The following is a 21070-nucleotide window of genomic DNA, read 5'->3' as shown; positions in this document are numbered from 1 at the left end:
TGGTGGGGGACGCGGCGGCGCGTCCGGGTCACGGACGGCGCAGCGCGTCGGCCGCGGCGGTCGCCGCCGGGCCCGCCGCCAGCTCGGTCTCCAGCAGCTGCTTGCCGAGCAGCTCCGGGTCCGGGAGCTCCATCGGGTACTCACCGTCGAAGCAGGCGCGGCAGAGGTTCGGCTTGTCGATCGTCGTCGCCTCGATCATCGCGTCGATCGAGATGTACGAGAGGGAGTCGGCGCCCATGGAGGTGCAGATCTCGTCGACGGTCATGCCGTTGGCGATCAGCTCGGCGCGGGTCGCGAAGTCGATCCCGAAGAAGCAGGGCCACTTCACCGGCGGCGAGGAGATCCGGATGTGGATCTCGGCGGCGCCCGCCTCGCGGAGCATCCGGACGAGGGCGCGCTGGGTGTTGCCGCGGACGATCGAGTCGTCGACGACCACCAGGCGCTTGCCCTTGATGACTTCCTTGAGCGGGTTGAGCTTGAGCCGGATGCCCAGCTGCCGGATGGTCTGGGACGGCTGGATGAAGGTCCGGCCGACGTAGGCGTTCTTCACCAGTCCGACGCCGAACGGGATTCCGCTGGCTTCGGCGTAACCGACGGCCGCGGGGGTGCCGGATTCCGGGGTCGCTATGACGAGATCCGCCTCGACGGGGGCCTCGACGGCCAGCCTGCGGCCCATCTCCACCCGGGAGAGGTAGACGTTGCGCCCGGCGATGTCGGTGTCGGGGCGGGCCAGGTAGACGTACTCGAAGACACAGCCCTTGGGCTTCGCTTCTGCGAAGCGCGAGGTGCGCAGGCCGTTCTCGTCGATGGCGATGAGCTCGCCCGGCTCGATCTCGCGTACGTAGCTGGCGCCGCAGATGTCGAGCGCGGCGGACTCGGAGGCGACGACCCAGCCGCGCTCAAGACGGCCGAGCACCAGCGGGCGGATGCCCTGCGGGTCGCGGGCGGCGTAGAGCGTGTGCTCGTCCATGAAGACGAGGGAGAACGCGCCCTTGACGTCGGGGAGCACCTTGGCGGCGGCTTCCTCGATGGTGAGCGGCTTGTCGTTCTCGTCGCGCTGCCCGGCGAGGAGCGCGGTCACCAGGTCGGTGTCGTTGGTCGCGGCGACCTGGGTGGCGCGGCCGTCCTTGCGCGGGAGGTCGGCGACCATCTCCGCGAGCTGGGCGGTGTTGACCAGGTTCCCGTTGTGGCCGAGGGCGATCGAGCCGTGCGCGGTGGCACGGAACGTCGGCTGCGCGTTCTCCCACACCGAGGCGCCGGTGGTGGAGTAGCGGGCATGACCGACCGCGATATGGCCCTGGAGGGAACCCAGAGACGTTTCGTCGAAGACCTGCGAGACCAGTCCCATGTCCTTGAAGACCAGGATCTGGGACCCGTTGCTCACTGCGATGCCCGCGGATTCCTGTCCGCGGTGCTGCAGGGCATACAGTCCGAAATAGGTGAGCTTGGCGACCTCTTCACCCGGAGCCCAGACACCGAAGACGCCACAAGCGTCCTGGGGGCCTTTCTCTCCGGGGAGCAGGTCGTGGTTGAGTCGTCCATCACCACGGGGCACGGCACCGAGTGTAGGCGAGATCGACCACTGGTCCGAATTGGGGACCGGTGGGCAAACCGTCGGCGGCCCATGGGGAACAGGCCCGCCCGCCACCCGGAGCGGGCGATTCGCGGGACTTCGGCCGGTGACGCTGTGTGACCGTCGCGCGGGCGGGGTGGCCCCCGCGAGACGAGTGCGGGGCTCACTTCCGGGCCGGGAGCCCGGTTACCGGCAGGTAGGGGCGGGTGGGGGCGGATGTGCGGGCGTGGCGCTCGGTGAACCTGCCCGATCGCCGCCCCGCCCGCTGGCCGAACGCTCGTTTCGTGGTGAGCCTCACACCCGGGGGCCCGCCCGGGGAGGAGCGAGCCGCTCCCCGGGGGCCCGCCCGGGGGAGAGTGAGCCGCTCCCCGGGCGCCCGCCGGGGAAGAGTGAGCCGCTCCCCGGGCGCCGACGAACCGCGGGAACGGGGCGCCCGTGCGGCGGGAAAGCCCGTGCCGCGGGCTGGACGGCGCGGGCGGTGGAGGGTGGAGGCCGCAGTCCGCAGTTCGAGACCACCGTTGACAGGCCCGTGTCCCGTTGGCAGGCTCCCTCCCCATGCAGCCCCTCGGTGATCTCTCGATCACACTCGTGGAGCGCCGGCACGTCGATCTGGGACGTGTAGCGAGCGCCATCTGTCGCCACGCCTGAGGCAGCCGCACCTCCAGAACCCCGCAGGGCTCCGCCCCGGGCTTCGACATGCGTGCACGCGTTCATCTCCCCCCTCTTTCGCTCCCCGCGGGCGGGTGAGCCCGTCCGCGGGCCCCCACGCGCCGGGAAGTCGCGCCCACCGCCTCGCGTCCTGTCCTCCGACCGGCGCCCGAGGCCCTCCCAGGAGCCCTCATGACCTCCCGCGATGTACACGCACGTCCGGACAAGCGATCCGGGACGCCGCTGAGCCGGCGCGCCTTCACCACCGCGGTCGGCGCCACCGCCGTCACCGCGGCCGGAATACAGGCGGCCGTTCCGGCGGCCGCCGCCGGAACGGCCGCCGACGACGCGACACGGGAACGTCCGTTCCGTGCCGCCCGTGGCAGGCACGCGCGCCGTCCCAACATCCTCTTCATCCTCGGCGACGATCTCGGCTGGGCAGACCTCTCCTCGTACGGGTCTCCGCACATCCGCACGCCCCACCTGGACCGGCTGGCGCGGCAGGGCGTGCGCTTCACCGACGCGTACTCGGGGTCGGCGACCTGCTCCCCCACCCGGTTCAGCCTCTACACGGGGCGCTATCCGGGACGGACGAGAGGCGGGCTCGCCGAACCCATCGCCGACCGGTCGGTGGGTCTTGAGCCCACCCACCCGACCCTGGCGTCCCTGCTGCGCGGCGTCGGCTACTCGACCGCGCTGATCGGCAAGTGGCACTGCGGATACCTGCCGGACTACAGCCCGACCAGGTCGGGCTACGACGAGTTCTTCGGCAACTTCGGCGGAGCCCTGGAGTACTACTCCAAGCTCGGCCTGGCGGGTGAGTACGACCTGTACGAGGGCGACGCCGAGTACAAGGACCTGCGGTACTACACCCGGGTCCTCACGGAGCGCGCGAGTGAGTACGTACAGCGTGACCACGGCGACAGGCCGTGGCTGCTCAACCTGAACTTCACCACCCCGCACTGGCCCTGGATCGCCGAGGGCGACACGGAGGCGAGCGCCGAGATCGTCCGCCGGATCAAGGCCGGCGACCGGTCCGCCCTCCGGCACGGCGACGGCGGCTCGATCGAGAAGTACACGGAGATGGTCGAGGACCTGGACCGCTCGGTCGGCGAGGTGCTGAAGGCGCTGAAGCGGTCCGGGCAGGAGAAGGACACCCTGGTCTTCTTCGCCAGCGACAACGGCGGCGAGCGGTTCTCCTACAACTGGCCGCTCGCCGGCGGCAAGAGCTCGCTCCAAGAAGGCGGCATCCGCGTCCCCTCGGTGCTGCGCTGGCCCGCGCGCATCGAAGGCCGGCAGGTCAGCGACCTCCCGGTGTTCTCCCCCGACTGGACGGCCACCCTGCTGGAGCTGGGCGGGGCACGACCGGACCCCGCCCACCCGCTGGACGGCATCAGCCTCGCGGGATATCTGCTGCGGGGCGAGACGCCGAGGGAACGCGACCTGTTCTGGCGGGTGCGCGGCGAACGGGCACTGCGGCGCGGCGACTGGAAGTACTACCGGGGAAGGAGCGGGACCGACCAGCTGTTCAACCTGGCCGACGACCGGCGCGAGCAGGCCGACCGCGCGAAGGCCGACCCGGCGCGGCTGGCCGAACTGCGGGCGTCGTGGGAGAGGACGGACTCCGGCCTGCTGTCCTATCCGACGGGTTCCTGAACCGCCTCCGTGGTGCCTGGCGGCCCCGCCCCGACCGGTCGGCCCCGGCCGGCCGGGGCGGGGCCGGCCGGGGCGGGGGCGGTCGAGCCTCGGCCGGTCGAGCCTCGGCCGGTCGGGGCGGGGCCGGCGTCCCGCCGGGGCGGGGCCGACGTCCCGCCGGGGCGGGGCCGGCGTCCGCCTGCTCGGCGTGGGCCGCGGGGTCCGGGCACGTCTGCCTTCCGGGTTCAGCCGTGCTGGGAGCTGTTCGCGGCCCCGGCGGGCGCGACCGTGGCGCCGATGCCCTTGCCGTCGGCGGCGGTGAGCGTGAGGGCCTTGCCCTTGATCGTGTACGTGACCTTGCCGTCCAGGGCGGCGAGCACGGCGCGCTCCGTCCCCATCTCGGCCTCCGGGCACATCTTGCGGGTGCCGGCCACCGGTCCGAACGTGATCGTGGACCCCTTGACCGTTGCCCGGCCGCTGAAGGAGTTGCAGCCGGAGTTGCCCCGTACGGTGCCGTCGTCGGCGAAGGTCAGATGGGGCGCCCGTTCCTTCGGCAGGTCCGCCGGTACGGTCGTGGCGGTCTCGCCGCTGAGCAGCGTGGTCACGGCCCACCGGGTGCCGACCAGGTCGGCCGCCTTCTCCTCGCTGAGCTCCATGGTGTGGCCGCCTTCCTTGGTGAGGGTCAGCTTCTCGCCCGAGAGCTTCGCGGTGAGCTCGCCGCCCATCGCGTCGATGGCTGCCTTCTCGAACCTCTCGATGTCCTCGTCGCACGCCATCTGCGTGGTCACGGGCTTGCCCAGGGTGATCCGGTCACCTTCCACCCGGGCGTCCACGCCGATGTGGTTGCAGCCGAAGTCGGCCGTGGCCCGGCCCTTCGGGTCGATCTCCAGCCGGGCCCCCTCCGGAGCCTCGGTCTTCTTCCCGCCGACGGTCACGGAGTCGACGCGCCACGCGACCCCGGTGACGGGGACGTCGCTCCGCACGCTGTCGCCGCCCTCGCCGGATCCCTTGCCGGAGCCGGAACCCGACTCCGTACCGCAGGCGGCGAGGGTGAGGAGGGCCAGGACACTGACGCTGAGGGTCATCCGTTGTGTGCGCATGGCGATGTGACGGAACGGGGGGCCGATCCGGTTCCGCCCGCTCCGCTTCCCCGGTGGCCGCCTCAGCCCATCAGCGGCAGCAGCGCGGCCAGGTCGGCGCGCTCCCCACTGGCGCTGACCTCGGCGTCCGCCAGGGCCCGCGCCCACTCCGTACGCCCGGTGGCGAGCCGGACCCAGGTCAGCGGGCCGGTCTCCACGACATTCGGCGGGGTGCCCCGGGTGTGCTTGGGCCCGCCGATGCACTGGACCACCGCGAACGGCGGGATCCGCACCTCCACCGATCCGCCGGGCGCCCGGTCCGCGAGGGTGTCGGCCAGCAGCCGGGTGCAGGCGGCCAGCGCCTGGCGGTCGTAGGGGATCTCCGAGCCGAGCGCCTCGTTCAGGTCGTCCGTGTGGACGATCAGCTCGACGGTCCGGGAGACCAGGTAGTCCGTCAGCCGCATGGAGCCGACCCGGACGGACAGCAGCCGCTCCCCCGTGCCGGTGACCGGGACGGCCCCGGTGAACCCCGCTTCCGCCTCCTCGAACAGTGTGGCGAGGTCGGGGCGGGCGGCCGCCACCTCCTCGACGCCCTCGGCGATCCCGGCGGCGTGCGCGGCGGTGGCCGACGGCCACTCCAGCAGGGCGAGCTGAGGCTTGGGACCGGGCGGCTCCGGCAGGGCCAGGGCCCGGGTGACGCTGCTCAGCCCTACCGCGATGTGCACGGCGAGCTCGCGCACCGTCCAGTCGCCGAGCCGGGTCGGCCGGGCGAGCTGGTCGGGCGTCAACCCAGCGACGGCGTCACGCACATGCGCGAACTGGGCGAGGACCGCCGTCCGGGTCCTGAGGTGGTCGTAGGCGCGCGGGCGCTTCTTGGCCGGGGGCATGGAGCCGAGATTAGCGGGCCCCACTGACACCGCCCGGTCAGGTCCGTGTGGCCTGTTCCCCGGGCTGCTCGGTCCGCTCCTCGGTCTTCTCCGCCTGGTCCTCGGTCTGATCGGCCTCCTCGACGGTGAACATCTCGCCGTTCGCGGGGACGCCGACGCCCCGCCAGGTGAACGGGACACCGTGCGCGGAGTCCGGGTCGGGGCCGTCCATCAGGTGGAAGTGGAGGTGCGGTTCGGTGGTGTTGCCGGAGTTGCCCACGCGCCCGAGCCGCTGCCCGGCGCGGACCGTGTCCCCGGCCTTCACCTGGAGCGAGTCGCGCTGGACGTGGGCGTAGACGGCGTACGTGCTGTCGCCGAGGTCGAGGATCACGTGGTTGCCGATGATCCGGCTCGCACCGAGCACGTCCCGTACGCCGCCCTCGATCAGCATCAAATAGAGCAGCGCCGGCAGCGAGTTGCGGCTCAGGTGGTCGCGCTGGCCGTCGCGCGCCCGGACGACCGTGGCGTCGGCCACCGCGAGCAGCGGGGCGCCGAACGCCGGGAAGTCACGGTTGCGGCGGACGACCGGCCAGAAGAGGCGGAACGGCGGCCGGGCCGGGGACTCGCCCTCCCCTACCTCGGGCTCCGCCACGATGTCGATCGCGTACGTCTGCCCGTACACGTGTGTCCCATGGCTCGGCACCTTGTCCGCCGGGCTGTTCAGGGCGGACCAGCGGCCGGTCACCGGCGGGGCGACCTCGACGGCGGGGCGGCTCTTCGACGTCGCCCTCGGACCGGTACGGCTCATGACGAGGCCGATGAGCACAGCCGCACCCGCGGGCACGAAGGTCAGGCCGAAGGGCAACAGCGGTTCGGAGAAGACCCCGATGAGCACGAGCGCGAGAAAGACGAGCCAACTCACTCGGTAGAGCACCATCATGACTTTGCGGACAGGCATGATCACTTCCCCCTGGTCTCATGGTTCCGGTTTCAGGGCCGCGCCGCCGTCAGCACCACCAGCAGCGGTACGACCCGGGTGGGCGGCACCTCGTACCTGCCTCGCCCGGCCGCGTGCAGCCAGCCCGCGCCGGTCAGTTGGCGCAGGTGGTGGTAGATCTGGCCGGTGGTGCCCAGCTCGTCGAGCGCGGCCAGTTCGGCGGTCGTCCTCAGACCGCCGAGGATCTCGCGGAGCAGGCGCAGCCGGACCGGGTGGCCCAGCGCGGCGAACGAATCGGCGGCGTCCGCCCAGTCCCCGTCGAACAGGGCCTCGGTGAGGGCGCCGTACTGCCACTCGTAACTCTCGCCGGTGGGCAGCCGTACCGAGCCCGTGTAGAGCACTCCCCCGTCGGCCGCGGCCTCCCCGACCTCGGCGAGCTGCTGTTTCAGCCCGTCCAGCGCCCAGAAGTCGCCGTCGCCCAGGCGGGGGGACTCGGAGTCCCGCCGCTCCAGTGCCGTGAGCCGCCTCTCCAGCTCGGCGACCCGCTGCTCCAGCTCCATGACACCAACCTTACGTAATTACGTAATCTCTTACAAGAGTGTGAGGTAAACGGCCGAAGCCCCCGCCCGGAGGACCCGGGCGGGGGCTTCGGCGGCGCCGGTCGGCGCGCGGCTCAGGCGAGCAGCGCGGGGATCGTCGCCTCGTGCGCCGTACGGAGCTCGCTCAGCGGGATGCTGAACTCACCCTGGATCTCGATCTCCTCGCCGTCCACGACACCGATGCGGGTGACGGGCAGTCCGCGCGCACCGCACATGTCGTTGAAGCGGAGCTCCTCGCTGCGCGGGATCGCGACGACCGCGCGTCCCGCCGACTCGGAGAACAGGAACGTGAACGCGTCCAGGCCGTCCGGCACGACCAGCCGGGCGCCCTTCCCGCCGCGCAGGCAGGACTCGGTGACGGCCTGGATCAGGCCGCCGTCGCTCAGGTCGTGCGCGGCGTCGATCATGCCGTCGCGGGAGGCCGAGATGAGGATCTCGGCGAGCAGCTTCTCGCGGCCCAGGTCCACCTTCGGCGGCAGGCCGCCCAGGTGCTGGTGGACGACCTCGGACCAGGCCGAGCCGCCGAACTCCTCGGTCGTGTCGCCCAGCAGGTAGAGGAGCTGGCCCTCTTCCGCGAAGGCGATCGGCGTACGCCGGTTGACGTCGTCGATCACGCCGAGCACGGCGACGACCGGCGTCGGGTGGATCGCCGTCTCACCGGTCTGGTTGTACAGCGAGACGTTGCCGCCGGTGACCGGGGTGCCCAGCTCCAGGCAGCCGTCCGCGAGACCGCGGGTGGCCTCGGCGAACTGCCACATGACGTCCGGGTCCTCGGGGGAGCCGAAGTTCAGGCAGTCCGAGATGGCCAGCGGCTTGGCGCCGGAGGCGGCGACGTTGCGGTACGACTCCGCCAGCGCGAGCTGCGCGCCGGTGTACGGGTCGAGCTTGGCGTACCGGCCGTTGCCGTCGGTCGCCATGGCCACGCCCAGGTTCGACTCGGCGTCGATGCGGACCATGCCCGCGTCCTCGGGCATCGCCAGGACGGTGTTGCCCTGCACGAAGCGGTCGTACTGGTCGGTGATCCACGCCTTGGAGGCCTGGTTCGGGGAGGCGACCAGCTTGAGGACCTGCTCGCGCAGCTCGGCCGCGTTCGCCGGGCGGGCGAGCTTGCCCGCGTCGTCCGCCTGGAGCGCGTCCTGCCAGGACGGGCGGGCGAACGGGCGGTGGTAGACCGGGCCGTCGTGGGCGACCGAGCGCGGCGGTACGTCCACGATCTGCTCGCCGTGCCAGAAGATCTCCAGCTGGGAGCCCTCCGTCACCTCACCGATGACGGTGGCGATGACGTCCCACTTCTCGCAGATCTCCAGGAAGCGGTCCACGTGCTGCGGCTCGACGATCGCGCACATGCGCTCCTGCGACTCGCTCATGAGGATTTCCTCGGGCGAGAGGGAGGAGTCGCGCAGCGGAACGGTGTCCAGCTCGACGCGCATGCCGCCGGAACCGGCGGAGGCCAGCTCGCTGGTGGCGCAGGAGAGCCCGGCGCCGCCGAGGTCCTGGATGCCCGCGACGAGCTTCTCCTTGAAGATCTCCAGGGTGCACTCGATGAGGAGCTTCTCCTGGAACGGGTCGCCGACCTGGACGGCGGGGCGCTTGGCCGGCCCGGTGGACTCGAAGGTCTCGCTCGCCAGCACGGACACGCCGCCGATGCCGTCGCCGCCGGTGCGGGCGCCGTACAGGATGACCTTGTTGCCGGGACCCGACGCCTGCGCGAGGTGGATGTCCTCGTGCTTCATCACGCCGATGCAGCCGGCGTTGACCAGCGGGTTGCCCTGGTAGCAGGCGTCGAAGACGACCTCGCCGCCGATGTTGGGCAGGCCCAGGCAGTTGCCGTAGCCGCCGATGCCCGCGACGACGCCCGGCAGGACGCGCTTGGTGTCGGGGTGGTCGGCCGCACCGAAGCGCAGCGGGTCCACGACCGCGATCGGGCGGGCGCCCATCGCGAGGATGTCGCGGACGATGCCGCCGATGCCCGTGGCCGCGCCCTGGTAGGGCTCGATGTACGAGGGGTGGTTGTGCGACTCGACCTTGAAGGTGACCGCGTACCCCTGGCCGACGTCGACGACGCCGGCGTTCTCACCGATGCCGACGAGCATGGCGTCGTTGGCGGGGACCTTCTCGCCGAACTGCTTGAGGTGGACCTTGCTGCTCTTGTACGAGCAGTGCTCCGACCACATCACCGAGTACATGGCGAGCTCGGCGCCGGTGGGACGGCGGCCCAGGATCTCGCGGATCCGGGCGTACTCGTCCTCCTTGAGGCCGAGCTCCTTCCAGGGCTGCTCGGTGTCCGGGGTCTCGGCCGCGTGCTTGACCGTATCCAGGCTCATGCGTTGACCAGCTTCTTGATGATCGAGGTGAAGAAACCGAGGCCGTCGGTGCGGCCGGTGCCGATGAGCGGCTCCACGGCGTGCTCCGGGTGCGGCATCAGGCCGACGATGTTGCCCGCGGCGTTGGTGATGCCCGCGATGTCGCGGAGCGAGCCGTTGGGGTTGCCGTCCAGGTAGCGGAAGGCGACGCGGCCCTCGGCCTCCAGCTCGTCGAGCGTGTGCTCGTCGGCGGTGTACCGGCCGTCCACGTTCTTGAGCGGGACGCTGATCTCCTGGCCGGCGGTGTAGTCCGAGGTCCAGGCGGTCTCCGCGTTCTCCACCCGCAGCCTCTGGTCGCGGCAGATGAAGTGGAGGTGGTTGTTGCGCAGCATCGCGCCGGGCAGCAGGTGCGCCTCGGTCAGGATCTGGAAGCCGTTGCAGATGCCGAGGACCGGCATACCGGCCTTCGCCTGCTCGATGAGGGTTTCCATGACCGGCGAGAAGCGGGAGATCGCACCGGCGCGGAGGTAGTCCCCGTAGGAGAAACCGCCCGCCAGGACGACCGCGTCGACCTGGTGCAGGTCCTTGTCGCGGTGCCACAGGGATACGGGCTCGGCGCCCGCGATCCGGACGGCGCGCAGGGCGTCCTGATCGTCGAGGGTGCCGGGAAAAGTGACGACGCCGATACGGGTGGTCACTTCTCCTCCTCCACCTTCACGACGAAGTCCTCGATGACGGTGTTGGCGAGGAACGTCTCGGCCAGCTCGTTAATACGGGCGAGGGCGGCGTCGTCGACCGGTCCCTCGACCTCCAGCTCGAAACGCTTTCCCTGACGAACGTCCGCGATTCCCTCGAAGCCGAGACGGGGCAGTGCGCGCTGCACCGCCTGTCCCTGCGGGTCGAGGATCTCGGGCTTGAGCATGACGTCGACTACGACGCGTGCCACTGGCACTCCCGGTGTGGTGGTGTGGTGCGGCTGTCTCTCCGGGGGGTTCCCCAGACCCCCGCGGGTCCACTCAGCGTACCTGGCCAAAATTTCTACGCGGGTAGATATCGGGCGGGACGGACATCACGGGGCCCTGCGCGGATCACACCGAGATATCGGGCACGACACCGCACGGGAAAAGGTCTGGAAAAATCACGTCCGGATTGCACACGGATTGCACACGGACACGCGGATGCAATTGGCTGGGCTTCACAATGCGGTACCCACCGCTGTACAAATGATTACCGGGGAAAGCAACATTGCCCCCGGGACAACGGAACAGTCGACATCTCGTCGATCCACATCCGCCCGCCTGGCAGCCGGAAGGCAGGTGGCCGCGCACGATGGACGCGCGGGCGCCGTAGGAAAGGACCGATATCCGTGGCTCAGCGCGTAGTGGTGACGCTCTCCGACGACATCGACGGGGGAGCAGCGGCGGAAACGGTGACCTTCGCCCTGGACGGGAAGACGTACGAGATCGATCTCAATCCCGCCAATGCGAAGAAACTGCGGAAGACCCTGGCTCCTTACGTGGCCGCCGGCCGAAAGCAGACAAATGCCAGCAAGCACGGCAGGACGCCCACGACCTACCACCACACCTCCCTCGCCCCGGACCCTGCGGCCGTCCGCGCCTGGGCCCGCTCGCACCGGATGGAGGTGCCGGCCCGGGGCCGCATCCCGAAGAAGGTCTACGAGGCGTTCGACGCGGCGAGTTGAGCCGCCGCCGCGGTGACGGTCGGCCGGGCCGGACTCCGGCTGCGCGGGCCGGACGGGTGCGGTGGGCCCGGGCCGGGCGGCCCGCCGGCCGCGGTGGGTCCGGGCCCTGTGGCCCGCCGGCCGCGGTGGGTCCGGGCCCTGTGGCCCGCCGGCCGCGGTGGGTCCGGGCCCTGTGGCCCGTCGGCCGCGGCGGGTCCGGGGGCCGGACGCTCCGTCAGGCGCCCCCGGGCGCCCCGCCGGCCGGGGCCCCGGAGCCGTTCCGCAGGGTCCTGGGGGAGCCGACTTGCGCGACACCCCCGCAGGTCGGCTAGAGTCTGGAGCACGCCGAGGGGCGCGGCCGCAAAGCCGAATCCCACGCAGCGTGCGGGTGTAGTTCAGTAGTAGAACATCCCCCTTCCAGGGGGAAGGCGCAGTGTGCAATTCCTGTCACCCGCTCTGCACAACTCTTCGGACCACTTCGTTGGATCAGGTAGAGTGGTGCTCGCTCCACCGGTGAAAGCCGAGTGGCTGCACTGCGGACGTAGCTCAGTTGGTAGAGCGCAACCTTGCCAAGGTTGAGGTCGCCAGTTCGAACCTGGTCGTCCGCTCAGCATCAGAGGCCCTGACCTTCTCGGTCAGGGCCTTTGTCGTGCTCCTGCCTCTCTCCTCCCCGCCGCCCTCATGACGTTTGTCATGAGCAGTGGTGACAGCGCGCACTGCTCGCGGGCCGGTTCCGGCGGAAACCTTGAAGCATGACCAGCGACGACATTCTCAGCGACCGCGCGGACGGTCCCGTGATCGAGGCGAACGGAGTTCGGCGGCGTTACGCCGGCGGCTTCGAGGCCGTGTCCGGGATCTCCTTCTCCGTGGCCCGCGGCGAACTGTTCGCCCTGCTCGGGACGAACGGCGCGGGCAAGACCTCCACCGTGGAGCTCCTCGAAGGCCTGGCGCCACCGACCGACGGAACGGTACGGGTCCTCGGCCACGACCCGTACCGCGAACGCGCCGCCGTCCGCCCCCGTACCGGGGTGATGCTCCAGGAAGGCGGCTTCCCCTCCGACCTCACGGTCATGGAGACCGTACGCATGTGGTCGGCCTGCACCACCGGCGCACGCCCGGCCGGCGAGGCCCTGGAGATGGTCGGCCTGACCGGCCGGGGAAACGTACGGGTCAAGCAGCTGTCCGGCGGTGAGAAGCGCCGCCTCGACCTGGCCCTGGCCCTGACGTCCCGGCCCGAGGTGCTCTTCCTCGACGAGCCGACGACCGGACTGGACGCCGAGGGCCGGCAGGAGACCTGGGAACTCGTCCGGGCGCTGCGGGACAACGGCACCACCGTGCTGCTGACCACGCACTACCTGGAGGAGGCCGAGGCGCTCGCGGACCGGCTGGCGATCATGCATCAGGGGAGGATCGTGACGACCGGGACCATCGCCGAGGTGACCGCGCAACAGCCCGCCAGGATCCGGTTCGTGCTGCCCGAGGCCGTGCCGGCGGCGCGACTCCCGCTCTCCCTGCGGGCGGCGGCTGAAGGGTCCCGGGTCGAGATCCGCACCCCCGCCCTCCAGGAGTCGCTGCACGAACTCCTGGAGTGGGCCCGCGAGTCCGGCGTACGGCTGCACGGCCTCGACGCCCGCTCCGCCTCCCTGGAGGAGGCGTTCCTCGACATCGCGAAGGCCCAGCACGCGCCCCGGGACCAGGACCCGCGCCAGGTCCACGACCGCTCCACCCGATCCGGCGGCACGAAGAGCACGAAGAGCACGAAGAAGGTGACGGCATGACGACCACCACGACCCCCGTCCGTGACCGGACGTCCGCCGGCTCCCCCACGGGCGCGGCGGCCGTGGCCCGGCGGCTGACCGCCCTCGGCCGCGCCGAGCTGATCCTCCTGCTGCGCAACCGGACCGCGATCGTCGTGGCCCTGCTGCTGCCCATCACGATGATCTTCGCGATGCGGTCCTCGCTCGAACAGATCGACCTCGGCGGCACCGGGCTCACCATCGCGGGCGCCACCCTGACCGGCGGCATCGGCATGGTGCTCGTCCAGGTCGTCTACATGAACCTCGTCTCCGCGTACGTCGCCCGGCGCGAGGAGCTCGTCCTGAAGCGGCTGCGCACCGGCGAGATCTCCGACCGCGAGATCCTCATCGGCACCGCGCTGCCGTCCGTCGCGCTGGCGCTCGCCCAGTGCGTGCTGCTCGTGGTGGCCGGCGCGATCGCTTTCGACCTGAGCGCCCCGCACCGCCCCGGCCTCCTGCTGGCCGGACTGCTGCTGGCCTTCGTCCTGATGTCCGCCCTGGCGGCGGCGACCACCGCGCTCACCCGGACGGTGCAGACCTCGCAGCTCACCACGCTGCCGCTGTTCTTCGTCTCGATGTTCGGCTCCGGGCTGTTCATCCCGCTGGCGATCTTCCCGGACAAGCTGGCCTCCGTCCTTGAGCTGCTGCCGATGACGGGCGTGATGACCCTGATCCGGCACGGCTGGCTCGGCGGCGTGGAGGGCGGCGACCTGTTCACGGCCGGGGTGACCGCGCTGGCCTGGACCGCTTTCGGCGTGTTTGCTGTGCGACGGTGGTTCCGCTGGGACCCGCGCGGCTGACATGAAGGGGCTGAGGGGTGTGATCGGTCGGGTACGGGGCTGGCGGCGCGGCTGGCACGAACGCAGCAAGCTTGAGCGCATCGACCTCTACACGCGGTTGACGCTCTGCTCGATCACCTGGGGCTTCGCGGTGTCCTGGGGGCTGCTGCCGCTCGGCGAGACCCTGGACGAGGGGCCGGTGGCGATGGCCCTGGGAGGGGCTTTCCTCGCCACCAACATCGCCCAGTCCGTGCTGAGCAACCGCAATCTGTCCCCCGCCTTCGACGACTACCGGGGGACGCAGCCGTTCCCTACGGGGCGGTTGCGCCTGCCCGCCGCGCTCCAGGTGCTGATGACCGGCCTTCTGGTGGCACTCGCGGCGGTGGGCGGTGTGAAAGGCGAGGGACTCGTCCTGCTGGTGCTGGACCTGCCCGTGGCGTTCACCATCCCGTACGTCCTGCTCGTTCCCGTCCGGAAGTTCCTGCTCCACTGCGCTGCCTTCTCGGTGGCCGTCGTAGCGCTCCTGGCGGCCGTGGGTATTCCGGGTGGTCTGCTGTTCGGGGCGGTCGTCTCGCTGGTCGTCGTCACCCTGCTGGTGCTCACCTCGGCACGGCCGAGCGTCTGGAGCCTCTCCGTGATGTGGCAGGCGGAGGAGGCGCGGGACATGCAGGCCCGGCTGGCGGTGGCGGAGGAGCGGCTGCGGTTCGGCCGGGACATGCACGACGTGCTCGGCCGGAACCTGTCGGTGATCGCCCTCAAGAGTGAGCTGGCCGTGGAGCTGGCCCAGCGCGGGAACCCCGCGGCGATGGACCAGATGGTCGAGGTGCAGCGGATCGCACGCGCCTCCCAGCAGGAGGTCCGCGATGTCGTACGCGGCTACCGGGAGGCCGACCTGCCCACCGAACTCATGGGCGCGCAAGGCGTGTTGCAGGCCGCCGGGATCACCTGCACCGTCGAGGGCGCGGACGGCGCGGCCGGCATCGGGGCTCCCGCCGCCGTCCAGGCCGCGCTCGGCTGGGTGGTCCGCGAGACCGCGACGAACGTCCTGCGCCACGGCGACCCGCGCCACTGCTGGATCCGGCTCACGCGGACGCGGGACGCGGTGGTCCTGGAGGTCGAGAACGACGGGGCCGGCGCCACCCGCCCGCTCAGCGGCGCTGACGACGACGACGGCGGCGACGGCGGCGGTTCGGGCCTGGCCGGGCTGCGGGTACGGCTCGGCGCGCTCGGCGGATCGCTCACCGCCGGAGCCGCCGGGGACGACCTCTTCCGGGTGACGGCGACGGTGCCGCTCACGGCTCCCCGCCCGGACGCGAACGGCCCCCTCGCTCTGTCCTCCGAGCCCGGACCTTCCCCCGCCCCTGCCGCCCACCCGGAGGAACGATGACCACCGCGCAGCCCCTGCGGGTTCTGCTGGCCGACGACGAGCACCTGATCCGGGGCGCGCTGGCCGCACTGCTCGCCCTGGAGGAGGACCTCGTCGTGGTCGCGGAGGCGGCGAGCGGCCCCGAGGCCCTGGCGATGGCCCTGGCGCACCGGCCCGACGTCGCCGTCCTGGACCTCCAGATGCCGGGCGCGGACGGTGTGAAGGTCGCCACATCGCTGCGGACCGAGCTGCCTCACTGCCGCACCATGATCGTGACCAGCCACGGCCGCCCCGGGCACCTCAAGCGGGCCCTGGCCGCCGGCGTACGGGGCTTCGTGCCGAAGACGGTCAGCGCCCGGCGGCTGGCGGAGATCATCCGTACCGTCCACGCCGGAAACCGTTACGTGGATCCCGAGTTGGCGGCCGACGCCATCTCCGCCGGGGACTCCCCGCTGACCGCCAGGGAGGCCGAGGTGCTCGAACTGGCGGCGGACGGAGCTCCGGTCGCGGAGATCGCGGAGCGGGCCTCGCTCTCGCAGGGGACGGTCCGCAACTACCTCTCCTCGGCCGCGACCAAGATCGGCGCGGAGAACCGGCACACGGCAGTGCGTCTCGCCCGCGAGCGGGGTTGGGTATAGTAGGCATCGCGCTTCGGCGCACTGCGGACGTAGCTCAGTTGGTAGAGCGCAACCTTGCCAAGGTTGAGGTCGCCAGTTCGAACCTGGTCGTCCGCTCCGAATGAAGAAGCCCCGGTCCTCTCGGACCGGGGCTTCTCGCGTATCCGGCCGCCGTTACGGCCTTGCGTATTCAGCTGCCGTCACGGCCTTGCGTATCCGGCTGCCGTCACGACCAGTTGGTGCCGGTCAGCACCTCGTACGCCTCGATGTACTTGGCGCGGGTCGCCGCCACGATCTCCTGCGGCAGCGCCGGGGGCGGCTGCTCGCTCGCGCGGTCCCAGCCGGAGGCCGGCGAGGTGAGCCAGTCGCGCACGAACTGCTTGTCGTAGCTGGGCTGCGCCCGGCCGGGCTCCCAGGTGGCGGCGGGCCAGAAGCGGGAGGAGTCCGGGGTCAGCACCTCGTCGGCGATGATCAGCCGCTCGGTCCCGTCCTCGGTGGTCTCGAAGCCGAACTCGAACTTGGTGTCGGCCAGGATGATCCCGCGCCCGTGCGCGATGTCCCGGGCCCGGCGGTAGACGTCGAGCGTCGTGCGCCGCAGCTCGGCGGCGGTCTCCGCACCGACCTCGCGGGCTACGTTCTCGTAGCTGACGTTCTCGTCGTGGTCGCCGACGGCCGCCTTGGTGGCCGGGGTGAAGATCGGACCGGGCAGCTCGGACCCGTTGACCAGTCCCTCGGGGAGACCGATGCCGCAGACCGTACGGGTGGCGTCGTACTCGACGAGTCCGGAGCCGGTCAGATAGCCGCGGGCCACGCACTCGACCTCGACCATCCGCAACGACTTGCAGATGAGGGTGCGGCCCGCCCAGTCGGCCGGGGCGCCCGGGGGCAGCTCGGTGGAGATGACGTGGTTGGGCACCAGGTCGGCGAGCTGGTCGAACCACCAGAGCGAGAGCCGGGTGAGGACACGGCCCTTGTCGGGGATCTCGGTGGGCAGGACCCAGTCGTACGCGGAGATACGGTCGCTGGCGACCATGACGAGGTCGCCCGCCTCGTTCCGGTACAGGTCACGCACCTTGCCGGTGTGCAGGTGGGTGAGGCCCGGTACCTGTACGGGCTCGGGCTTTTCTACAAAACCGGACACGGTGCCTCCGCGTAGATTGATCCAGGAGCGGTTCCGATTGTCCCGTATCCGCGGCCGGGTCCGCGCCCGGGGCCCGGTGACCGGCCGCGTGTTTCGAGGACTCGGGTCGGTCGTGCGTTTCGGAGGGCCCGGGGCGGTCGTGCGTTTCGAGGACCCGGGCCGTCGCGTTCCTCGGGCCGGGGCCGTCGCGTTCCTCTGACCCGGTCAGTCCCGCTTGCAGATCCGGTCGAGGAGGTTGGCCGTGGCCCGCTGAATGCGGGGGTCCGTGTGCCCGGGGCGGTCCAGGGCCGGGGACCAGGCGAAGGTGCCGGAGGCGAAGACGTACGCGCCGGAGGGGGACTGGTAGAGCGAGGTCTCCTGGTGTCGGGTGGTGCCCTCGGAGTCCTCGTACGGGGAGTGGGCGAGCAGGATCCGGTTGTCGTGCTCGGGCAGGCTGGTGCGCGGGAAGTAGCGGTCGGCCTCACCGGCGACCAGGCCCGGGATCTCGTCGCCCTCGACCGCGCCCGTGGAGTCCCAGAGCCAGTGCTCGGCGTTGCGCACGACGAGCGGGCGGGGATCGGGCACCCGGCCCGCGTACTGGATGCCCAGGAGCTGCTGCTCGGGCCGGTCCACCTCGCGCCACAGGGCGGACTTGCCGGGCCCCCGGCGCTTGCGGCAGGTCAGCAGCCGGTCCGCCTCGCCGGAGGCCGACGGGGCGAGGCCCACCTGCCAGTACATGGTGTTGGCGGAGAGGAAGACGAGCGAGGTGCCGGAGTCCCGGGCGCGCTCGGCGGCCCGGCGCATCGGCAGCGTCCAGTACTCGTCGTGGCCGGGGAAGACCAGGCCCCGGTAGCGGCTGGGGTCGACGCGGCCCGCGTGCAGGTCGCGGGCGTCGGCGTAGGCGAGGTCGTAGCCGTACCGCTCGGCCCAGCGGATGAAGTCGTACGCGTGCCCCACGTGCAGCGGCAGCCCGGCCCCGGCGTACGGGCGGTCGAAGGAGATCGTGACGGCGGCGTCCTCCTCGCCGAGCAGCCGCCCCTGCTCGTCCCACGCGTGGTAGAGGCTGGCACCGGTACGGCCGTCCTCCGGATAGAGGTTGTACGCCTGCCAGGTGATGTCGGGCAGCAGGAGCAGCAGGTCGGCGGGGTGGTCGTGGCGCACGGTGAAGGGGACGTGCGAGCGGTAGCCGTCAACAGTGGTCAGGACCGCCACGTACGCGCCGACGGACCAGTAGCTCGGGATCTGGAGCCGCCAGGACATCCACCAGTGGTGGCAGGAGACGGTCCGGTCGGCGGCGAGCGGCGGGGGCTGGACGATGCCGGAGAGCCGCGGACTCGTAGTGATCTTGGCCGCGCCGTCGCCGCCGTAATGACCGATCCGGTAGACGTCGACGGAGAACTGCTGGGGCGGGTCCACGGTGATGTGGAAGTCGATGGCCTCGCCGGGGGCCGCCGCGCCGGGCGAGACGAAGCCCTTGATCTGGCGGTGCACGTCGTCCGCGGTACGGGTGCCGCCGCCGGTGGAGCGGGCGAGGTCGGCGTACCAGGGAACCACCTGGCCGGTGTCGTCGAAGTAGTTCTCACTGCCGCGCAGCCAGGGCAGCGGGCCCTGCCCGAAGGGATCGCTCACCGCGTGCGCGAGGGCACCCGACTCCCACCGGCGAATCTGCTCCGCCCCCATGCCGCGCCCCTCCCTCGGATCCCCCGGACAGCTCTGGGGATCCCCCGGACAACTCTGGTGCGCCGAAAGTCAGCGCCGATCCCCAGCACATCACATAACGCACGCGGTTCGTCACCCTTCGTCGCTAATTGACGGGACCGGGAAGCCTCCGAGCCCTGTCGGTGGGCCTGTTGCACCGGGTCGTCGTACCAGGCCGGAGCTCGTCGTCGGACCAGGCCCGAGCTCGTCGTCGGACCGGTCGGCGCTGTGGTCGGACCAGCCGGACGGGCTAGCGGCGGGATCGGACGGCCGGCTTGTACACGGACCTGTCGGACCGGCTCGTACGCGGACCAGCCTCGGCCGGCTTGTGCTCGGACCAGCCTGTCAGCTTGTGCGCAGACCACTCGGATCGGCTTGCGCTCAGACGAGCCTCGGCCGGCTTGTGCTCAGACCAGTCGGACCGGCTTGTCGGAACGCACGCCCACTTCGGCGAGCCAGGACAGCAGCGGGTCCGGATCGCCGTCCTCGACGAGGCTGAGGACCGGGGCCGCGAGGTCCGCCCGGCGCTCGCCGCCGACGAGCAGGGCGGGGCCGTCCAGCCAGTCGAGGCCGGGGGCCGCGCCCGCCGTGTCCACGGCCGCGCAGCAGACCATGGCGGCGACGTGGTCGGCGAGCAGCTCGGTGCCCGTACGCGGCGGCTGGAGCGGGAAGAGGGGCAGCGGTCCCGGCCCCCAGAGGTCGAGGGGGTCGTCGGCCGCGCCGGCCCCCATACCGCCGTGACCGGGGCCGCTGTGCTCCGGTCCGCTGTGCCCCGGAGCCTCGGCAGCCTCACGGGCGACCGCCGCGCCGATACCCGCCGCGAGCTTCTCGCCCGGACCGCCGGGTCCACCGGAACCGGACAGATGCTCCATGACCCTGGCCAGTGTGGGGACGGCCGGGTCGGCGGCGGAGGCCCGGGGAACACCCAAGGTGTCCAGGACCCGGTGCAGCCGGGCCGCTTCTGTACGCCATGTGCGGTCGACGACCTCGTCGGGATACTGCTGCCAGTCCACCGGCGCCCAGCCCGGACCGCTCTCGGCGGGTCCGCCGTGGAAGAGCCGGGCGGCGAGCAGGGACGCCGCCTCGTCGGCCACCCCGGGCTCCTCCAGCAGGTCGCAGGCGGGCCGCTCGCCGAGGCGCAGGGCGAAGCCGTCGGCCAGCCGGTCCCGGCGGGACAGCTCGGTGAGCGCGGAGACGACCCCGGCGTCCAGCCGGGAGGGCCAGCGGCCCATCCGCCAGGCGGGCAGCGCCACCCGGGTCAACAGCCGGTCCCAGCCGGCATAGGCGAGGCCGACCTGTTCCTGGGCGGCGGTCCGCAGCCCGTGGTCGACCGTCTGGGCCCGCATGGACGCGGCGGCCGCCACACAGCGCTCCATCTCGGCGGCATGGTCCCGGCAGGCCCGCAGCAGCAGCCGGGAGACCCCGCCGGCGAAGGCGAGCGGCGCCCCGCGCACCGCGCCCCGCCCAGGGGCGGCGGCATCGGCGATCGAGGCGTCCAGGCCGCGTACGAAGCGGCGGGCGGCGGCTATGTCGGGGTGCGCGGACGGGCCGGTGCCCGCCACCACGGGCGCGAGGACCGCCCGGAGCTCGGCGACCCGCATCCACCACAGGAACGGCGAGCCGATGACCAGGACAGGTGCGGTATCCCCGGCCTCCACCGCGACCCCCGCGCCCCTCCGGAGCGCCCGGTGCGTCCGGTCCTCCAGCCAGCTGTCGCAGTCCGGGGTCAGCGCTATGGCCGAGGGCGCGGGCACGTCGAGCCGGTCGGCCAGGTCCCGGACCAGGCGGTAGAGGTCGGGCGCCCCTTCCTCCGGCACGGAGACGGTCGGGCTCATGGCGGGCCGCGCGCGGGCCACCGAGACGGCGACCAGGACGGTCACCAGCAGCACGACGACCGCGACGCCGAGGACCGCCCAGCGCACGGCGTCCCAGGGCGCACCGGCCAGGTGCCCCTGCGCGCCCGCGGCGAACAGCACGACGGCGACGGCCGCGGGCAGGATCGCCACGGCCAGTGCCCTGCTGCGGATCCGCAGCAAGGAGAGCGCTCGGGCCTGTGCGGCCCGCGCCCCCAGCTCCTCACCCACATCGATACCGGACACGCCGGACGTCACCCCCTCTGCCACGCGACGGTGTTGCTCACTCCCCCACTGTGGCACCCGGCACCGACATCGCAATGTCGGTGGGCCAAGTGCCCGAACGCTTGCGCCGCACCCTAGTTGGGGCCCCGGCAGCCGTCATCCGGATGGCCCAGTCGTCACTCGATGGAATGGCTTTGGGTAAAGCTGCTGACGTGTTCGCGTCCATGGGTAAGCGGCCCGGCCGACCGCTCGCCGCCGCGCCCGGACATGCGGCAGCCCCTCGCGCCTTCCGCGT

General features: G+C 71.8%; 18 protein-coding genes and 3 tRNA genes. 10 read left to right on the top strand and 11 right to left on the bottom strand.

The genetic code is table 11. The features are described from left to right. Window positions 1-28 precede the first annotated feature (28 nt). A complete protein-coding gene (gene purF, locus AB0F29_RS26820) occupies window positions 29-1555 on the bottom strand; it encodes an amidophosphoribosyltransferase (RefSeq protein WP_361876777.1) in 1527 nt (508 codons plus the stop codon). A gap of 573 nt (window positions 1556-2128) precedes the next feature. Between purF and AB0F29_RS26815 the strand changes: the two genes are divergently transcribed. Both AB0F29_RS26815 and AB0F29_RS26810 read left to right on the top strand, forming a co-directional pair. Beyond that, the gene (locus tag AB0F29_RS26815; RefSeq protein ID WP_350797605.1) at window positions 2129-2221 is read left to right on the top strand and encodes a putative leader peptide; all 93 of its coding nucleotides are present in this window, start codon (window positions 2129-2131) and stop codon (window positions 2219-2221) included. Between the two features lie 192 nt (window positions 2222-2413). After that, the gene (locus AB0F29_RS26810; RefSeq protein ID WP_361876774.1) at window positions 2414-3877 is read left to right on the top strand and encodes a sulfatase-like hydrolase/transferase; all 1464 of its coding nucleotides are present in this window, start codon (window positions 2414-2416) and stop codon (window positions 3875-3877) included. Window positions 3878-4101: 224 nt separating this feature from the next. On the opposite strand, the gene AB0F29_RS26805 is transcribed toward AB0F29_RS26810, so the two are convergent. The 7 genes from AB0F29_RS26805 to purS form a co-directional block, all read right to left on the bottom strand. Continuing rightward, the gene (locus AB0F29_RS26805; RefSeq protein ID WP_361876771.1) at window positions 4102-4956 is read right to left on the bottom strand and encodes an META domain-containing protein; all 855 of its coding nucleotides are present in this window, start codon (window positions 4954-4956) and stop codon (window positions 4102-4104) included. 62 nt (window positions 4957-5018) lie between these two features. After that, the gene (locus AB0F29_RS26800) at window positions 5019-5822 is read right to left on the bottom strand and encodes a sterol carrier family protein (RefSeq protein WP_361876768.1); all 804 of its coding nucleotides are present in this window, start codon (window positions 5820-5822) and stop codon (window positions 5019-5021) included. Window positions 5823-5859: 37 nt separating this feature from the next. Then, the gene (locus AB0F29_RS26795; protein WP_361876765.1) at window positions 5860-6759 is read right to left on the bottom strand and encodes a M23 family metallopeptidase; all 900 of its coding nucleotides are present in this window, start codon (window positions 6757-6759) and stop codon (window positions 5860-5862) included. Window positions 6760-6791: 32 nt separating this feature from the next. Further along, window positions 6792-7298, bottom strand: coding sequence for a helix-turn-helix domain-containing protein (locus AB0F29_RS26790; RefSeq protein WP_361876762.1), 507 nt, complete (start codon window positions 7296-7298; stop codon window positions 6792-6794). Window positions 7299-7411: 113 nt separating this feature from the next. Next, on the bottom strand, window positions 7412-9661 hold the full coding sequence (gene purL / locus AB0F29_RS26785; protein WP_361876759.1) for a phosphoribosylformylglycinamidine synthase subunit PurL: 2250 nt from the start codon (window positions 9659-9661) through the stop codon (window positions 7412-7414). Continuing rightward, entirely contained in the window at window positions 9658-10338 is a 681-nt protein-coding gene (gene purQ / locus AB0F29_RS26780) for a phosphoribosylformylglycinamidine synthase subunit PurQ (RefSeq protein WP_361876756.1), read from the bottom strand. Before purQ ends, purL begins: the two co-directional genes overlap by 4 nt. After that, complete coding sequence (purS, locus tag AB0F29_RS26775) at window positions 10335-10586, bottom strand: phosphoribosylformylglycinamidine synthase subunit PurS (protein ID WP_003968034.1); 252 nt, start codon at window positions 10584-10586, stop codon at window positions 10335-10337. Before purS ends, purQ begins: the two co-directional genes overlap by 4 nt. Window positions 10587-11006: 420 nt before the next feature. Between purS and AB0F29_RS26770 the strand changes: the two genes are divergently transcribed. The 8 genes from AB0F29_RS26770 (at window position 11007) to AB0F29_RS26735 (ending at window position 15996) form a co-directional block, all read left to right on the top strand. Then, entirely contained in the window at window positions 11007-11342 is a 336-nt protein-coding gene (locus AB0F29_RS26770) for an Lsr2 family protein (RefSeq protein WP_026290384.1), read from the top strand. Between the two features lie 363 nt (window positions 11343-11705). After that, window positions 11706-11777: transfer RNA gene (locus AB0F29_RS26765), tRNA-Gly, on the top strand. Window positions 11778-11856: 79 nt separating this feature from the next. Next, window positions 11857-11929 (top strand) — tRNA-Gly (locus AB0F29_RS26760). A gap of 144 nt (window positions 11930-12073) precedes the next feature. Continuing rightward, window positions 12074-13099 carry an ABC transporter ATP-binding protein gene (locus tag AB0F29_RS26755; RefSeq protein WP_361876751.1) on the top strand — a complete coding sequence of 342 codons (1026 nt, stop codon included), beginning with the start codon at window positions 12074-12076 and terminating at the stop codon, window positions 13097-13099. Then, the gene (locus AB0F29_RS26750; RefSeq protein ID WP_361876749.1) at window positions 13096-13917 is read left to right on the top strand and encodes an ABC transporter permease; all 822 of its coding nucleotides are present in this window, start codon (window positions 13096-13098) and stop codon (window positions 13915-13917) included. The genes AB0F29_RS26755 and AB0F29_RS26750 overlap by 4 nt, the downstream gene beginning before the upstream one ends. A 1-nt stretch (window position 13918) precedes the next feature. Then, complete coding sequence (locus AB0F29_RS26745) at window positions 13919-15283, top strand: histidine kinase (RefSeq protein ID WP_361876746.1); 1365 nt, start codon at window positions 13919-13921, stop codon at window positions 15281-15283. Continuing rightward, window positions 15280-15900: a response regulator transcription factor gene (locus AB0F29_RS26740; RefSeq protein WP_003968028.1), complete on the top strand. Its 621-nt coding sequence runs from the start codon at window positions 15280-15282 to the stop codon at window positions 15898-15900. Before AB0F29_RS26745 ends, AB0F29_RS26740 begins: the two co-directional genes overlap by 4 nt. Before the next feature lie 23 nt (window positions 15901-15923). After that, window positions 15924-15996, top strand: a tRNA-Gly gene (locus AB0F29_RS26735). A gap of 109 nt (window positions 15997-16105) precedes the next feature. Here the strand turns inward: AB0F29_RS26735 and AB0F29_RS26730 are convergent. The 3 genes from AB0F29_RS26730 to AB0F29_RS26720 form a co-directional block, all read right to left on the bottom strand. Continuing rightward, window positions 16106-17020: a phosphoribosylaminoimidazolesuccinocarboxamide synthase gene (locus AB0F29_RS26730; RefSeq protein ID WP_018957152.1), complete on the bottom strand. Its 915-nt coding sequence runs from the start codon at window positions 17018-17020 to the stop codon at window positions 16106-16108. A gap of 204 nt (window positions 17021-17224) precedes the next feature. Continuing rightward, complete coding sequence (locus tag AB0F29_RS26725; protein ID WP_361876742.1) at window positions 17225-18679, bottom strand: N,N-dimethylformamidase beta subunit family domain-containing protein; 1455 nt, start codon at window positions 18677-18679, stop codon at window positions 17225-17227. 425 nt (window positions 18680-19104) lie between these two features. After that, window positions 19105-20796, bottom strand: a complete 1692-nt coding sequence (locus AB0F29_RS26720; RefSeq protein ID WP_361876739.1) for a hypothetical protein — start codon at window positions 20794-20796, stop codon at window positions 19105-19107. Window positions 20797-21070: the final 274 nt, after the last annotated feature.

The organism is Streptomyces sp. NPDC026589 (assembly GCF_040638385.1).
GTDB lineage: Bacteria > Actinomycetota > Actinomycetes > Streptomycetales > Streptomycetaceae > Streptomyces.
Note: the sequence above shows the minus strand (reverse complement) of the source record. Positions and strands in the feature narration are given on the sequence as shown.

Excerpts from the sequence above, each read along its gene's own strand:
- AB0F29_RS26815 (WP_350797605.1), top strand. The coding sequence starts at position 2,129 with ATGCAGCCCCTCGGTGATCTCTCGATCACACTCGTGGAGCGCCGGCAC.
- AB0F29_RS26810 (WP_361876774.1), top strand. The coding sequence starts at position 2,414 with ATGACCTCCCGCGATGTACACGCACGTCCGGACAAGCGATCCGGGACG.
- AB0F29_RS26805 (WP_361876771.1), bottom strand. The coding sequence starts at position 4,956 with ATGCGCACACAACGGATGACCCTCAGCGTCAGTGTCCTGGCCCTCCTC.
- AB0F29_RS26800 (WP_361876768.1), bottom strand. The coding sequence starts at position 5,822 with ATGCCCCCGGCCAAGAAGCGCCCGCGCGCCTACGACCACCTCAGGACC.
- AB0F29_RS26795 (WP_361876765.1), bottom strand. The coding sequence starts at position 6,759 with ATGCCTGTCCGCAAAGTCATGATGGTGCTCTACCGAGTGAGTTGGCTC.
- AB0F29_RS26790 (WP_361876762.1), bottom strand. The coding sequence starts at position 7,298 with ATGGAGCTGGAGCAGCGGGTCGCCGAGCTGGAGAGGCGGCTCACGGCA.
- purL (WP_361876759.1), bottom strand. The coding sequence starts at position 9,661 with ATGAGCCTGGATACGGTCAAGCACGCGGCCGAGACCCCGGACACCGAG.
- AB0F29_RS26755 (WP_361876751.1), top strand. The coding sequence starts at position 12,074 with ATGACCAGCGACGACATTCTCAGCGACCGCGCGGACGGTCCCGTGATC.
- AB0F29_RS26750 (WP_361876749.1), top strand. The coding sequence starts at position 13,096 with ATGACGACCACCACGACCCCCGTCCGTGACCGGACGTCCGCCGGCTCC.
- AB0F29_RS26745 (WP_361876746.1), top strand. The coding sequence starts at position 13,919 with ATGAAGGGGCTGAGGGGTGTGATCGGTCGGGTACGGGGCTGGCGGCGC.
- AB0F29_RS26740 (WP_003968028.1), top strand. The coding sequence starts at position 15,280 with ATGACCACCGCGCAGCCCCTGCGGGTTCTGCTGGCCGACGACGAGCAC.
- AB0F29_RS26725 (WP_361876742.1), bottom strand. The coding sequence starts at position 18,679 with ATGGGGGCGGAGCAGATTCGCCGGTGGGAGTCGGGTGCCCTCGCGCAC.